Raw genomic sequence first — 14,959 nt, forward strand, 5'->3', positions numbered from 1 at the left:
GATGGTTCATGTTGGAACAAAAAGTAGCGGATGCTGTTGAGTTTTTTCGCGGTGAACCTGGCTTTCACCGCCTTTTTTTGCTGATGAAAAAGAAATATCAATCACTCGGGAGAATCGGCGGAACGGTCAAATTAGACGGTTTTTCCTTTGAAGAAAAAGAAGCGCTCGGGGCGTTTTTTGGGAAGGATTTTCATCAAGAATCTACTCCTTCGGTTTCATTAAAAATGTTTGCCGAACAATTAGAGAAAACGCGCTTTGCCGGTATACCGCTCGTTACGTTACTTGAGAATTATTTTGGTGAAGACATTACAACCAATCAAGAGAAGAGGGAAACAGATCGGAAGAAAAAAGAAGAATTTTTTCAAAACCTTATTCATCAATATCCCGAACAAGCAAGGCTTCTGTCTTTTATAGCTGAATCAGCTCCCCAAAACCGCTTTATTCATATCGCCTATTCGCAAGATCGGGAACATTTGGAGACTGTTTTAAAGAATGTGTGCACTGCGCTTCAACATTTGCCGAAAAAAGGTGATTATGAACGTCTTTCAATTTTTTCACAAAAAGTGCTAAAAGATCCGCACGCATTTGACTTACATACGTTTCAAGGAAAAGTATTTCTTCATGCACTTCAATTTTACTCTGATCAAGACTATGACTTATCATCAGTCGAGGAAGTCAATGAGCTCCTGCAATCATTTGGCATTTTACGGGAAGATATTTTAAACTTTGTGACATGTGCGGGAATTTTGACAGAAACGGAACAGGGAATTCATTCTGTGTTTGCTTCTGCTGTAAAAACCAATACAGTACTCAATGTGCCATTGCGGGAAATATTGAAGTTAAAGCGTGCATATCCTGCTAAGGGGCAGACCGTATTTGTCGTTGAGAACTCAGGCGTATTTTCCGCTTTGTTGGATTTATTTCCTGACGCTTTTCCGCCGCTGATTTGCACAAATGGGCAATTTAAACTAGCGTCACTAATGTTAATAGACTTAATCATCCAAGAAGGTTGTCAAATATATTATTCTGGAGATTTTGATCCTGAAGGACTAAAAATGGCGCAGCGATTAAAGGAGCGGAATCAGGAGCATATTCATTTATGGCATTTCCAATTAGAAGATTACTTAGCGTCATCTCCAGAGGTTTTGCTGTCGGATGACCGAGTAGCGAAACTAGAAACTGTTACGATCGAAGAATTGCAGCCGATCAAAGAGAAAATGCGGGAAATAAAAAAAGCTGGGTATCAAGAAGAAATCCTGAAGAAGCTTTATGAAGGTATTTGTCGCCACATGTGGGATTAGGCTGGAAACATGATTTGCGAGTCTGTTCCCATTCGATTTGCTAACAATGCGCGAATGGGGACAGGTGGTTACATAGTAAAGAAAATACTCGTTTGGATAGACGTGCTTACTTTTCGAGTTTATATGATCATATTTCATTATTTGAGGTTTTAAGCTTTTTGTTGGTTTTAAATTAACTCGAATGTCTATTTCTTTTTCTATATGATGAGCTTGCTCATTTTGGTGCAAGTGGTCAATAATTCCTATGTTGAAATGGAAAGACAAGCGAATTATTTTGCAGCTGCTCTAATATTGCCGAGGAAGCTCTTCCTATACTCATATAAAGCTAGAGGAGTTTATTAATGAAAGAAATTTTGGATGGTTTCTATAAATGCGATGATTGTAAGAAGTTATCATATATGTTTAATAAGTTACAATTCAATACCAATGCCAGCAAAAGCAAATGTACCAAAGGAAATAAAAACACTCAGTTGAAATTAAGTTGGACCGCCAAACTCTAATGGAGAAAAGATTTGAATGTACCAAAACAAGATTAACCTAGATTTAGAAATTTTGCATCAACTCTTTCAAGGAAATTCAAAAAATTTGCGGTTAAAATAAACCAATTTTTACAAGCTCAAGCATCTGAAAGGATCGGATTTGAAATTGGCTAGTATTTTTAGACCCATTCATTTTTACACAATTATACGGACTTAACTCTATTAAATAGATGTATGACTGGAAATGATATATATTGTAAAATTTATGATAAAATAGCACTATATACATGTTCTTATGGGTGAGGTGTGTATATGTCGCAAAATTTTCGCTTTTTAGAAGAAAAATGGGAAGTTCTCGCCCGTGTTGGGGAAACGGCAGAACGAAATGTCTATCAAAATCCAAATGTGGCGATAAGTGAGCTTAGAAAATTTGCTGAAACTATAACAAAATATATTTTAGCGTTAGAAGAAATAAAGGAAGAACGCAGAACTGATCAACAGGAGCGTCTGAGAATTCTTTTTTATGAGCAAATTCTGCCGAAGGAAATATATGACTTATTTACGGTCATTCGTTTGAAAGGGAATCAAGCGGTACATAATCCGAGCTATGGTGAAGTAAATGAAGCAAAAGCTTTATTGCATATGGCGTTTCGAATTGCGGTTTGGTTTATGGAAGTGTATGGCGATTGGTCATTTCAAGCTCCAGAATATATCGAACCGACACCGCAAACATCTATATCAGAAGATGAATTGAACCATGTAGTTAAGTCATACGAAGAAAAGCTTGCTCAGTTGGAAACAGAGCTTGAGAAGATCCGAAAGGAACAGCTATATATTAGCAATGAAGAGAAACAAAAACGACGTGAGTACTCACAACGGGCAGTCGCCAACTTTGAATTGACGGAAGCAGAAACCCGCATTCTTATTGATCAGCAATTACGAGATGCTGGCTGGGAGGCTGATTCAGAAAAGCTGCGTTTCTCAAAAGGAGTTCGTCCGGAAAAAGGAAAAAACATGGCGATTGCGGAGTGGCCTTTAAAACATGGTTACGCTGATTATGCTTTATTTATTGGCCCCGAGCTAGTAGGGATCATTGAAGCGAAACGTGCTAGTAAAGATATTCCATCTGACATTGAGCAAGCAAAAGAATATGCAAAACTTATTGTTCGGCATGGTCATGAAGTGATCCATGAACCATGGGGAGATTACTATGTTCCATTTTTGTTCGCAACCAATGGCCGCCCCTTTTTAAAACAGCTAGAACAAAAGTCAGGCATTTGGTTTTTAGATGCGCGGAAATCAACGAATCACCCGCGCCCACTTCAAGGATGGTACACTCCTCAAGGACTGAAAAATCTATTAGAAAAAGATACGGAACGTTCGGAGCAATTTTTGCGTGATGAAAAATTTGATTATCTTAAATTACGAGACTATCAAGTCAAAGCTATTCAAGCGGTCGAAAAAGCATTGGAAGAGAAAAAACGCAGCATTTTAATCGCCATGGCAACCGGAACAGGGAAAACAAGAATGGCGATTGGTCTCATTTATCGATTGATCAAAGCAAAGCGTTTTAATCGTATATTATTCCTTGTCGACCGAAAAGCTCTTGGAGAACAAGCGGAAAGCGCATTTAAAGAAAGTAAGCTGGAAAATTTCCATACGTTCACTGAAATTTATAGCTTACAATCGTTATACGATCAAAAACCAGATGATGAAACAAAAGTACATATCGCTACCGTACAAGGAATGTTAAAACGCATTTTCTACAACGAGAAAACAGAAGACATTCCATCGATTGATCAATATGATTGCATTATTGTCGATGAAGCCCATCGAGGCTATACACTAGATAAAGAGATGAATGACATAGAAATTGAAATAAGAGATCACAATGATTATGTAAGCAAATATCGAAAAGTACTTGATTACTTTGATGCCGTTCGCATCGGTTTAACAGCAACTCCTGCGCTGCATACTACAGAAATTTTTGGACCGCCGGTTTTCACTTATTCTTATCGAGAAGCAGTCGTCGATGGATATTTAGTCGACCATGAACCACCGTATCAATTTGAAACGGTATTAAAAAAGGAAGGAATCACTTGGGCCAAAGGTGAAAAGGTCGACGTATATGATACGGTTTCCGGCACAATTTCACAAGAATACCTTGAAGATGAAGTGAATATTGAGGTTGCACATTTTAATACAAAAGTTATCACAGAAAGCTTTAATCGTGTTATTATACGAGAGTTGACGAATTATATTTCTCCTGACGATGAAGGCAAAACATTGATATTTGCAGCGACAGATGATCACGCAGACTTAGTCGTACGTCTTTTAAAAGAAGAATTTGAAAAAGTATACGGTGAAGTCGAAGACAATGCGATTATGAAAATTACAGGCTCCATTAAAGACCCATCAGGTGCGATTCGACGCTTTAAAAATGAAAAATATCCAACTATTGTTGTGACGGTGGATTTGCTAACGACAGGTGTCGATGTTCCAGCAATTACAAATCTCGTCTTCTTGCGCCGCGTTCGCTCTCGGATTCTTTATGAGCAAATGCTAGGCCGAGCAACGAGAAGATGTGAAGAAATCCGAAAAGATCACTTTAATATTTTCGATGCGGTTGGAATCTATGAGTCTTTAAAACCATATACAAGCATGAAGCCTGTTGTCACTCGACCAAATATTTCACTGACTCAATTAGTAGAAGAATTAGAAGGTTTAGAAAAAGAAGAACACCTTCAGCATCAACAAGAACAAATTATAGCCAAAATCCAACGAAAAAAACGCCAATGGTCAGATAAGCAGCACCAAGACTTTAAAGTATTATCTGGTGGAAAAACAGTTGATGAATTTATAGATTGGGTAAAAAACTTGAATCCTGCTGAATTAACTGGGCAATTAAAAGAGTATATATCGATGTTCCGTTATATGGATGAAAATCGCTATCGGGAAAATAAACAATATATTTCCACGCATGAAGATGAACTTATTGGAGTTAAACGCGGATATGGAAATGCGGAAAAACCGGATGATTATTTACAATCATTTGGAGAGTTTATCCGAAACAATATGAACAAAATCCCTGCGCTAATGATTGTATGTCAACGTCCAACTGAATTAACGAGAGAAGAGTTAAAAAAATTGTTGCTTGAATTGGACCAGAAAGGTTTTTCCGAGAAAAAATTACAAGCAGCTTGGCGCGAGGCGAAAAATGAAGACATCGCAGCGGACATCATCGCCTTCATCCGCCAGCAGGCTTTAGGCGATCCGCTTATTAGTCATGAAGAACGAATTAAACACGCCATGAAGAAAATTTACCAAATGAAAGCGTGGCCGCCTGTGCACAAGAAATGGCTGGAACGTATTGAAAAGCAATTACTGCAAGAATCTGTTCTTCATCCGGACCCTGAAAAGGCTTTTGAATATGAACCTTTTAAGAGCCGTGGAGGCTTTAAACAATTAAATCAAATTTTCGATGGACAATTAGCACAAATTGTTCGCGAAATTAATTATAATTTGTATAACTATCACCAAAAGAAGGAGCAAGCGTAGATGAACAACAGAGAAATCGTCCAAAAACTATGGAATTTATGTAACGTTCTTCGTGATGACGGCATTACGTATCACCAATATGTGACAGAGCTAACGTATTTGCTGTTCTTAAAAATGATGAAAGAAACCGGTCAAGAATATATGATTCCTGAAAAATATCGTTGGGATTCGTTAGTAGAAAAAGACGGGATCGCACTTAAAGAGCATTATCAACAGCTGTTGCTTGATTTAGGAAAAGAGGAAAATGAATTATTAAAACAAATTTATACAGATGCGACATCTAATATTAGAGAACCAAAGAACCTAGAAAAAATTATTCAATCGACCAATAACTTAGATTGGTACAATGCGAAGCAAGAAGGATTAGGGGATTTATACGAAGGGCTGTTAGAAAAAAACGCGAGCGAAGTGAAATCGGGAGCGGGGCAATATTTTACGCCTCGCGTCCTTATTGATGTTATTGTCGAACTTGTCAATCCTCAGCCGGGCGAACGCTGCCATGACCCTGCTGCGGGAACATTCGGCTTTATGATCGCGGCAGATCGCCATGTTCGTAAACAAACCGATGATTATTTTGACTTATCTCAAGAAGAAATCGAATTTCAAAAATACAAGGCATTCTCAGGAGTAGAGCTTGTCAGAGACACGCATCGTCTAGCGGTCATGAATGCGTTGCTTCATGATATTCATGGGGAAATCTTGTTAGGCGATACCCTCTCTTCACTAGGTGAAAGTTTGAAAAATTTTGATGTGATTTTAACGAATCCGCCTTTTGGAACAAAAAAAGGCGGCGAGCGGGCAACACGAACTGACTTCACCTTTACAACATCGAACAAACAGTTGAATTTCTTGCAGCATATTTACCGCGCTCTCAAGGCAAACGGCAAAGCTCGTGCCGCGGTTGTCCTTCCAGATAACGTCTTGTTTGAAGGCGGAGTCGGCGCTGACATTCGCCGGGACCTAATGGACAAATGCGATTTACATACGATTTTACGCTTGCCGACAGGGATTTTCTATGCCCAAGGGGTGAAAACGAACGTCTTATTCTTCACCCGAGGGAAAACAGATGTCGGCAATACAAAAGAAGTATGGGTGTACGATTTACGCACGAATATGCCTTCCTTTGGCAAACGGAATCCGCTAACGAAAGAACATTTTGAAGGATTTATCAAGGCTTATACGGCAGAAGATCGCAGCCAAGTCAAAGACGAGCGCTGGAATGTATTCACACGTGAAGAAATTGCGAAAAAAGGCGACAGTTTGGATATTGGGCTAATTGCTGATGAATCCCTGTCTATTTACGAAAACTTGCCGGACCCAATCGAATCTGCAGAAGAGGCGGTGGAAAAATTAGAACTAGCGATTTCGTTACTAAACGAAGTCATTGCCGAGTTAAAAGCTGTCGAACAACCTAATAGCTACCAAACAGATTTTAAAGAAATGCTAAAAGTCGCAGAAACATCTGAGGTGCTTGAGAAATGAGTAAAAAGAAACAAAAGTCTATCGAAGAACTACTGGAAGAAGCATTAGTTCCGGAAGAAGAACAGCCTTATAAAGTGCCGGAGAATTGGGTGTGGACAAGATTAGGTAAATTAATTGAATTAGTTTATGGAAAATCTCTTCCAGAGAAAAAAAGAAGTGGAAATGGTTTTCCTGTTTATGGTTCTAACGGAGTGGTTGGTTATCATTCTGAGTTTCTCATAGAAGGACCTGTAATTATTGTTGGTCGAAAAGGCTCATATGGTGAAGTAAATTGGTATAATGAATCAGGATGGGCTATTGACACTACTTATTATGTACTTGCAAAACAAAAAATAAATTATAAATATGTGTATTATTTACTTAAAACTTTAAACCTAAAAAAACTTAATAGATCCACGGCAATTCCCGGATTAAACCGAGAAGATGCATATACTCAAAAAGTAGTGCTCCCACCTTTCAAAGAACAAAAACGCATTGTTGAGAAGATTGAACAGCTTTTTGCTAAAATTGATGAAGCGAAGCGGTTGATTGAGGAAGTGAAAGGGTCGTTTGAACTTCGCTGGGAAAGCATTTTAGACAAGGCATTTCGAGGAGAGTTAACTAAAAAATGGCGGTCTAAGAGCTCAATCATTAAAAGTGCTGATGATATTTTTAAAGAAATTCAAAATGTCTATAAAAAAAAGAACAAAAGAGATGAATACGAAATTAATCCACCTTTTCCAATCCCTCAAAATTGGAGATGGGTTAGATTAGGTGATATTGTCGATATTAACCCAGCTAGGAAGAAATTAGAGGATATTGAAGATATTCAAAGTTGCTCATTTATTCCTATGCCTTCTGTAAATGATAAAACAGGTGAAATAGAAAATCCAGAGATTAGGAAGTATGCTGAAGTCAAGAAAGGTTATACATTTTTCCTTGAGAATGACATTCTTTTTGCCAAAATAACTCCATGTATGGAAAATGGAAAAACTGCCATTGCTCATAATTTAATAAATGGTTTTGGATTTGGATCAACTGAGTTTCACGTGATTAGAACAAACCCTTATATTAACACTAAGTTAATATATTACTTACTCCGATCTAAAAAATTTAGGATGGAAGCTAAAAAGGAAATGACAGGAGCAGTAGGACAACAACGTGTACCTAAATCATTTTTAGAGAATTATTTATTTCCATTGCCACCAAAAGCAGAACAAGACAAAATTGTTGAGTTATTAGATCATTTACATGTTAAAGAAGTCGAAATTAGTAAAATAGAGGCATTAGAAGGAGAAATAGATTCACTACGTCAATCTATCCTTAACAAAGCCTTCCGCGGCGAGCTTGGTACGAACGATCTAACCGACAAACATGCGATTGAGTTGTTAAAGGAAGTGTTAAAATCTAAATAAAATATTTATGTAGGAGGGGCTGTCTAATAAGTCGTTTTTTGGCTTATTGACGGCCCCCCTTTTATGTTTTAGAAACGTTGATATATCGATGTTTATGATTTTTTGTTATCAATAGGGATTTGACTTTCTGGACAGCCCCTCTTTTTTCATTGCGCAAAGTTGTGAAGCGGGATAGTACACTCATTCAACATTGTCTTCGTCATTCTGTTATTTGTACTACGCATATTAACTACAACAGACCACATACTTACTTTCTTGCTAACACATTTGCTAACGTAATTATTTTTTTAAGTTAAATTTAATGAACGGAGTTAATTTTCAACAGCTAAAAAACCTTGATAAATCAAACTTCTTTTGCATATAATTTACAGGCTTTCTTATTCAAGGAGAACGAAAATAGGGAGAACGCTGGATTTTTGAACTTCCCCTCCTCATTGTCCGATCTGCCCGACTTGCTTCGGACGGACAACTAACATGTCATCGAAACGAAAACAATGGATTCATGGCTATACTGGGTTGAGCTTTCCATAGAAAGACATCGCTGCCAAGCCTGTTTCCTTACAGTTACTGTTTCCTATCCGGGGCTTCCGTCTCACAGTATCGCAACGGAATCGTTTCAATATTGTGGGTCGCCCAGTTACGTATCGGAAAAACGATTCAAGAAGTCGCTCGCTTGTTATAACTCGCTTACACAACAGCAGAACGCTGGTTTTATCAATATACTCCGACTCTTTGACCAACATCGAATCCTACAAGTAGTATGTACGATCGTTAAATGCATAAATGTAAAACATTCGGCGAAATGAATTTTTATCTTTCCGCTAGTGATGCATATTGCATCAGAGGTGCCTATTCTTTTTTCAGTTTTCGGGTAGTGATATAATCAATTAAAAGAACAAGTTGAGGTGATGGAGATGGAATGGCAGGAAGTGCGTTCACTGTATCCGAACCAATTTGTGAAATTACAGGTATTGAAGTCTCATTTACAGGGTGATCAGGAGATTATTGAAGAGGTGGCTGTCATTGAAACGGTTTCGGATGAGGATGCAACTCGTGAGTTACTGCAATCAAAAGGGGATCAGCTTGTTTATCACACTAGTCACAAGGAGATTGTCTTAAAAGTTCGTGGAACGATTGGTCTGAGGGGAAATTTTCGTTATGCAGATTGAATATCGTGATGGGTTGTTGTTTACATCGATAGAAATTGTTTATCAAGGAAGGTATAAGTTGATTGATAATATGGTCATTGATACTGGTGCTGTCAAAACACTGATTTCTCAAAATGTAGTAGAGGATATTAATTTACGAGTAGAGATGGGCGATCATATTGTTACTTATTACGGAATCGGAGGAAAAGAGCACGCATTTACGAAGAAATTGGACTCTATTAAATTAGGTTCTTTTCAACTGAGAGAGTATGAGATTGATTTTAGTGGGATGGACTATGAAGGGATTAACGGTTTGTTAGGATTAGATATATTGCTAGACGCTGGACTTGTTCTAGACCTAGACAAATTAGAAATGTACCGTTCCGGTCCAAAATAAAGGATAGGTGTCTGTGATTCAAAAAAGAATTCGTGCCACTGTGCATCATCCGAAATATGTCAAAGTGCGGTAGATATCAGTAAAGAGAGCCTTTGATAAAATCATCCGACTCTTTTTTTGATTTACTCAGCTTTCGCAGTCCAAAATCTTGTTTAAATGCTTGATGTAAATGGTTTTGGGAAGTACAAAATTATCATTTGACATTTTTTAAAACATAAAGAAAGACACCTATTCTTTTGGTAAAATATTGGTGACGAAACCAAATCCAAAAGAAAGGTGTCACCACTATGATAACGAATAAAGACTACTTTGCGCAATTACCAAAAGAAATTAAACAAGGATTTTCCGAATTAAATATTGGATATCATTTAAGAAAAGCGAATATTACGAAACTTTCCGGGTATTCTTGTCTTACTGTTTTCAAACTGATTTTTCTTTTAGTCTTCCAATATAAGAACTGGTTTCGTGCTTTTATGAGTAAACGATCTCAGGATCTGCCCGGAAAGGATACAGTCTATCGCTTTTTAAATACACCAACCTATCATTGGAGAAAGTTTCTGCTTTCATTAAGCAGTGAAATGATCCGTCTGCTTCAACCATTAACTTCAAAAGATCGTGTCACAGCTTTTGTGATTGATGATTCTGTCTTTTCAAGAAACCGTAGTAAGTCGGTTGAACTGTTGGCTAAGGTTTTTGATCACTCTACCCATCAGTACTTGAAAGGGTTTCAAATGCTTACCCTTGGCTGGACCGATAGTTTTACTTTTATTCCCGTTGATTTTGCTCTTCTAAGTTCACCGAAAAAGGAAAATCGCCTGCAAGAAATCAATACCAATATTGATAAACGAACATCTGGCTATAAGCGTCGCCAGGAAGCTCTGAAATCAAAACCGGACGTGGCTTCAGCTTTACTTGATCATGCGCTTGAAAAAGGGATTATAGCTGACTATGTTCTCATGGATTCCTGGTTTACACAAGCGCCTTTAATTGAGAAGATTACGAACAAAGGGTTATTTGTCATTGGCTTGGTGAAGCAATTAAAGCAGCGATACGTTTACAATGGTGAACGTTTCACACTGAATCAACTTTACAAATTGGCAAAACCTCACATGGGTAAAAAAGACATTCGCGGATCCGTTTATGCTACTTTAGACAATGGAATTCCAGTAAAAATTCTATTTGTACGAAACCGTAATAAACGGAGCGAATGGCTTGCCATTCTCAGCACAGATACAACATTAGAAAATGAAGAGATCATTCGTATTTACGGCATGCGTTGGGACATTGAAGTCTTCTTCAAATGCAATAAATCCCTTTTAAATTTAGAGAAAGAATTCCAGGGACGTTCCTACGACATGTTAATTAGCCATACAACCATTGTTTTTACACGATATATTCTCATTGCTTGGCAAATGCGAAAAGAGGAGGATCCTAAGACGATTGGCAACCTTTTTTACATCCTTTGCGAAGATGTAAAAGACATAGATTTTATTACTGCCCTTCAATCACTTATTGACCTTTTCCAAACTTTGGCGGAAGCCGAGGTTTCTTTGAACATGGACATCTTTAAAAATCAAATGAATAAATGGTTGGCCACTATACCTAATTATATCAAGCAATGCTTAAATATTTCTGTGTGCGAAAGTTGAGTGATTTATATTCAGAAAATTCTGTTTAAAATTCCGATCTTTTTCCTCTTCATTCCGCATTTAGCAATTGGTGAAGTAAAGATTCACTGACTTCGAAATCTGAATTATATTGAAATACCTAATCACAACATCTTCTGTTAACACTAAGTCAAATATGATTATACTTGCAACCATCTTTATCCTGTTCAATTAAAAACTCGAAACGGAATGTCCGTCCCGAGTTTTTAATTGAGCTTGATTCCTAAAAGTTTAAGCTATGTCACTCTTGACATCTCTTGTTTTTTTGCTACCGAACTAAGATAAAGCAGGTCATGAGTTTGCAGCCATTGGATGTTCTGTTTTTTCATTTTATGTCATTTGGTCAATTTTTAATTTTTCAGGGCTTGTTTTACGGTTTCCTTCAGAGGGGTCAAGGATCCGATCAGTTTTTGCAGATCATCTGATGTTTTGGACGCTTCTCCTTTGGAAATCGCGTCATAGATCGCTGCCGTAATTTCAGCAAACGGCTCAGGGACACCAGCGTTTACGAGGAAATTTTTCTCTTCTTCGAATGAGACAGGCTGATGCACGACTTTTTTGCCGGAAACCTCGGAGAGAATTTGGGCAAGTTCATCAAAGGTCCACGGTTGATTGGAAACAAGGTTATACGTTTTGTTTTCATGCCCTTCCTCTGTTAGCACCGTTGCGGCAGCCAAAGCAAGTTCATTGCGTGTTACTGAATTAACGATCCCGCTTCCCGCATTCGTAACAATTGCTCCAGATTCTATGGATGCGCGCAGCCCCTCATTTACAAAAAAGTCCGTATATAAGGCATTACGCAGGAAAGTATACGGGGTATTGGTCGTACGGATGGCATATTCCGTTGCTAAATGAACGTATGCAAGGGGAATTAATGACTCCTCAGCAAAGGCATACCCTGTGTAAGCAATATGTTTGACTCCCGCATCTCTGGCAGCTTTTACGACATTTGCATGTTGAACGATACGAAGCGTATTATCAGAATCCGGACCTGAGATAAAGAGCAGCTTGGAGACACCTGCAAAAGCCTTTTGAAGAGATTCCGGTTGATTATAGTCGCCATGGCGAACTTCCACGCCTTGATCGGCAAGAGTAGAGGCTTTTTCAACATTACGCACGATGGCAATGATTTGACTGGCGGGAACTTTTTTGAGCAAATGTTGAATCACAAGCCCACCGAGTTGACCAGTAGCACCAGTAACCGCAATTGACATAAACATTTCTCCTTTTTTTCTAAAGATTTTTTGAATAAATAACATCATCTAGGTGGCGAAGCCAAAAATAAACGAAGGCGGCCGCAATTGAAGACTGGATTGAGGAATGACTGTTTATTATGTATTTCGGCCATTCTTGCCCACCATTATAATTGCATCAGAAATGTAAATCAAATCTTATGCCTGTGCTGCTAAACAAGGTGAACGCCTCCTATCATTTTTGTCGCGCCTATCATAGATAAGGCCGTGCAATCAAAATTCTTACAAGTCAACTCCTCTTTTTAGCTTTTTAATAGTTTGCCCCTGTTGTTCAACTCATGAAAAAGTTATTTTCTCTTTCCCTAAACTAGATAAACCTATGATGCTTCGTGTTTTTTTTATATATGATAGAGATTTTTTGTCCTCTTAAACAGTTTTTGTTACATTCACATAAGGACAGGGGATCTGGGGTAAGTTCTTAAATTGAGGAAAAAATACTCCAAAACAACGGTTTAATATTCTGAATTTTCTGTTAAAATGTAGGTGAGCAATTCATAAAATTTTTTGAAGGAGAGGGCTCAACATCAGATTGCCGATCCATATTGAAATCGGTGGAGGTATTGAAACGGGGAGCTTTACTGAAAATATAGCTGAAAGCGACAAATCGATGGAAGTCTTTCAAAATCGTAAGTTATAGATCTTCTAGATAAACCTGATCCGGTTTTACGAAGTTTACAGGGGAGCCGATTGCCACTTGCCCTTTTTGTGGTGAGTTACATGTCTATTTCGATAATCCTGATTCGGTTTATTTTACGAAGTTAGTTGGAGTGAGGATTTCCATTGGTTCTCAATGTCGTATGCTATAAGTCTATTTCGATGATTCTGATTTGTTTTTACGAAGTTTGCAGGGGCAAGGATTTCTATCGGTTCTCTTTGTCATGAGTTATAAGTCTATCTCGATAATCCTGATTCTGTATATTTTGTGAAGTTTGAAGGGGCTACGATTCCTACTTGGACTCTTTGTCCCTTGAGGTTGGTGATGGCAGAAATGCAGAGCATCCGTTCGTTCATTTTGTCTGATGGAAAGAAAAAGGTTTGATCATTTAATAGAGTGATTATCCTCAAATAATGACGAAAAAGCTGGCTGCATCCAATACAAATGAACGGCCTCATCCAACTGACTTATTTGCATAGTTGCGAAGTACAACCTGTCGTGCAGTATCCATGCCGCTCAGGATGCCGTCAAAAAGATTTTGATCCTATCGTGTTTCTTTTTTCACTGAAAAGAGGGGAGGAATGAAAATGCCAGGGGCCGTTTTTCGACAGGCTGTTCAGGATGCGACGGGAATTACCTGGGAAGAATGGGTTGCCACCTTGAAACAGGCTGTGGATCCTTCTTGGTCTCACGAACATATGAAGGAGCACATATGCGAACAATTTCAGGTGTCGGATGAATGGGGGAATGGCTGACCGTCAAGTATGGACAGCTGCTCGGCAGGATTCCTGTTGGTGTCACCAAAGATGCGGGCGTTCAAATCGGCGTCCGAAAAACGATAAAGGTGGAGAAGGAAAAGGTTTGGGACTATTTGACTTCGCCGCATGGCTTGCTCTTATGGATCGGGGACGTCTCCGAGTTTCGGCTGCAAAAGGGTTACGAATTTAAATCTAAGGAAGGTATCTGCGGGAAACTTACGGTAGTTTTGCCATTTCGAAAGCTCCGCATGAAATGGAAACTTCCGGAATGGGAAAAGCCTTCCCGGCTTCAATTGTATTTGCTGCCCACGGATTCGGGCAAAACGACGATCGCCATCCATCAGGAAATGCTGGATGATGTCTATGTAAGAGAATTGATGAGACGCTTCTGGGCAGACAAGCTGGAGCAAATTAAAAATTATTTGGAGGGGCGCAATGAATAGATACAGTCATATCGATTTAAGAGTAAATTCATGGGAGAAAGTGCGCACGTTTTATGAGAATCTTCTTCCTGCATTGGGTTTTACCCGCACTTTCCATTCGGAAAAATGGAAAGTGTTTGCAGCGGAGGGAGAGCTTCCGAGCGTTCCTTATTTCGCTATCACGGAAGATCCCAATCATAAGCCAAACGAGAATTTGATCGGGTTTTGGGCGCATGACCGGGAGGAGGTGGACCGGATTGCAGAGCTTGTAGTTCGATATGGGGGCACCATCGACAGCGGCCCCTGGCAGTTCCCGATCAGCCCGACTTATTATGCGGTTTATTTTCAGGATCCTTGCGGAAACAAGTATGAAATGGTCCACCGATTAAATTGATTCAGCACCCGTTGTTGCCCAGCCGAAACCTTTTCTTGCTGCTAGCTTCTT

General features: G+C 38.8%; 12 protein-coding genes. 11 read left to right on the forward strand and 1 reads right to left on the reverse strand.

Going from position 1 to position 14,959, the window contains the following annotated elements; genetic code table 11:
- The first annotated feature begins 8 nt into the window (after window positions 1-8).
- From NSQ41_RS06050 to NSQ41_RS06085, 8 genes are all read left to right on the forward strand, one after another.
- Entirely contained in the window at window positions 9-1,301 is a 1,293-nt protein-coding gene (locus NSQ41_RS06050) for a TIGR02679 family protein (protein WP_339194830.1), read from the forward strand.
- Between the two features lie 252 nt (window positions 1,302-1,553).
- On the forward strand, window positions 1,554-1,643 hold the full coding sequence (locus NSQ41_RS06055) for an ImmA/IrrE family metallo-endopeptidase (RefSeq protein ID WP_339195707.1): 90 nt from the start codon (window positions 1,554-1,556) through the stop codon (window positions 1,641-1,643).
- Between the two features lie 449 nt (window positions 1,644-2,092).
- Window positions 2,093-5,338: a type I restriction-modification system endonuclease gene (hsdR, locus tag NSQ41_RS06060; protein WP_339211221.1), complete on the forward strand. Its 3,246-nt coding sequence runs from the start codon at window positions 2,093-2,095 to the stop codon at window positions 5,336-5,338.
- Window positions 5,339-6,820, forward strand: coding sequence for an N-6 DNA methylase (locus NSQ41_RS06065; RefSeq protein WP_339211222.1), 1,482 nt, complete (start codon window positions 5,339-5,341; stop codon window positions 6,818-6,820). It abuts the gene before it with no gap.
- Window positions 6,817-8,214, forward strand: a complete 1,398-nt coding sequence (locus NSQ41_RS06070) for a restriction endonuclease subunit S (protein ID WP_339211224.1) — start codon at window positions 6,817-6,819, stop codon at window positions 8,212-8,214. The genes NSQ41_RS06065 and NSQ41_RS06070 overlap by 4 nt, the downstream gene beginning before the upstream one ends.
- 914 nt (window positions 8,215-9,128) lie before the next feature.
- Complete coding sequence (locus NSQ41_RS06075; RefSeq protein WP_327848799.1) at window positions 9,129-9,383, forward strand: hypothetical protein; 255 nt, start codon at window positions 9,129-9,131, stop codon at window positions 9,381-9,383.
- Window positions 9,373-9,759, forward strand: coding sequence for a retropepsin-like aspartic protease (locus tag NSQ41_RS06080; protein ID WP_339194842.1), 387 nt, complete (start codon window positions 9,373-9,375; stop codon window positions 9,757-9,759). The genes NSQ41_RS06075 and NSQ41_RS06080 overlap by 11 nt, the downstream gene beginning before the upstream one ends.
- Before the next feature lie 287 nt (window positions 9,760-10,046).
- Window positions 10,047-11,408: a transposase gene (locus tag NSQ41_RS06085; RefSeq protein ID WP_087960047.1), complete on the forward strand. Its 1,362-nt coding sequence runs from the start codon at window positions 10,047-10,049 to the stop codon at window positions 11,406-11,408.
- A gap of 368 nt (window positions 11,409-11,776) precedes the next feature.
- Here the strand turns inward: NSQ41_RS06085 and NSQ41_RS06090 are convergent, their stop codons facing one another.
- A complete protein-coding gene (locus NSQ41_RS06090) occupies window positions 11,777-12,640 on the reverse strand; it encodes an SDR family oxidoreductase (RefSeq protein WP_066249957.1) in 864 nt (287 codons plus the stop codon).
- A 1,281-nt stretch (window positions 12,641-13,921) separates the two neighbouring features.
- Between NSQ41_RS06090 and NSQ41_RS06095 the strand changes: the two genes are divergently transcribed.
- Genes NSQ41_RS06095 through NSQ41_RS06105 form a run of 3 tightly spaced genes read left to right on the forward strand, consistent with a single transcriptional unit; the run spans window position 13,922 to window position 14,908 of the window.
- Window positions 13,922-14,089, forward strand: coding sequence for a hypothetical protein (locus tag NSQ41_RS06095; RefSeq protein ID WP_235600397.1), 168 nt, complete (start codon window positions 13,922-13,924; stop codon window positions 14,087-14,089).
- Window positions 14,074-14,535 carry an SRPBCC domain-containing protein gene (locus tag NSQ41_RS06100; protein ID WP_066249963.1) on the forward strand — a complete coding sequence of 154 codons (462 nt, stop codon included), beginning with the start codon at window positions 14,074-14,076 and terminating at the stop codon, window positions 14,533-14,535. The genes NSQ41_RS06095 and NSQ41_RS06100 overlap by 16 nt, the downstream gene beginning before the upstream one ends.
- Window positions 14,528-14,908, forward strand: coding sequence for a VOC family protein (locus NSQ41_RS06105; protein WP_066249966.1), 381 nt, complete (start codon window positions 14,528-14,530; stop codon window positions 14,906-14,908). Before NSQ41_RS06100 ends, NSQ41_RS06105 begins: the two co-directional genes overlap by 8 nt.
- Window positions 14,909-14,959 lie beyond the last annotated feature (51 nt).

The sequence above is a fragment of the Aeribacillus sp. FSL K6-8210 genome (assembly GCF_037963925.1).
GTDB classification, from domain to species: Bacteria; Bacillota; Bacilli; order Bacillales; family Aeribacillaceae; genus Aeribacillus; species Aeribacillus composti.

Bases quoted from the DNA above. Each gene is read 5' to 3' on its own strand.
- NSQ41_RS06050 (WP_339194830.1), top strand. From the start codon at position 9: ATGTTGGAACAAAAAGTAGCGGATGCTGTTGAGTTTTTTCGCGGTGAA.
- NSQ41_RS06055 (WP_339195707.1), top strand. From the start codon at position 1,554: ATGGAAAGACAAGCGAATTATTTTGCAGCTGCTCTAATATTGCCGAGG.
- hsdR (WP_339211221.1), top strand. From the start codon at position 2,093: ATGTCGCAAAATTTTCGCTTTTTAGAAGAAAAATGGGAAGTTCTCGCC.
- NSQ41_RS06065 (WP_339211222.1), top strand. From the start codon at position 5,339: ATGAACAACAGAGAAATCGTCCAAAAACTATGGAATTTATGTAACGTT.
- NSQ41_RS06070 (WP_339211224.1), top strand. From the start codon at position 6,817: ATGAGTAAAAAGAAACAAAAGTCTATCGAAGAACTACTGGAAGAAGCA.
- NSQ41_RS06075 (WP_327848799.1), top strand. From the start codon at position 9,129: ATGGAATGGCAGGAAGTGCGTTCACTGTATCCGAACCAATTTGTGAAA.
- NSQ41_RS06080 (WP_339194842.1), top strand. From the start codon at position 9,373: ATGCAGATTGAATATCGTGATGGGTTGTTGTTTACATCGATAGAAATT.
- NSQ41_RS06085 (WP_087960047.1), top strand. From the start codon at position 10,047: ATGATAACGAATAAAGACTACTTTGCGCAATTACCAAAAGAAATTAAA.
- NSQ41_RS06090 (WP_066249957.1), bottom strand. From the start codon at position 12,640: ATGTCAATTGCGGTTACTGGTGCTACTGGTCAACTCGGTGGGCTTGTG.
- NSQ41_RS06095 (WP_235600397.1), top strand. From the start codon at position 13,922: ATGCCAGGGGCCGTTTTTCGACAGGCTGTTCAGGATGCGACGGGAATT.
- NSQ41_RS06100 (WP_066249963.1), top strand. From the start codon at position 14,074: ATGGGGGAATGGCTGACCGTCAAGTATGGACAGCTGCTCGGCAGGATT.
- NSQ41_RS06105 (WP_066249966.1), top strand. From the start codon at position 14,528: ATGAATAGATACAGTCATATCGATTTAAGAGTAAATTCATGGGAGAAA.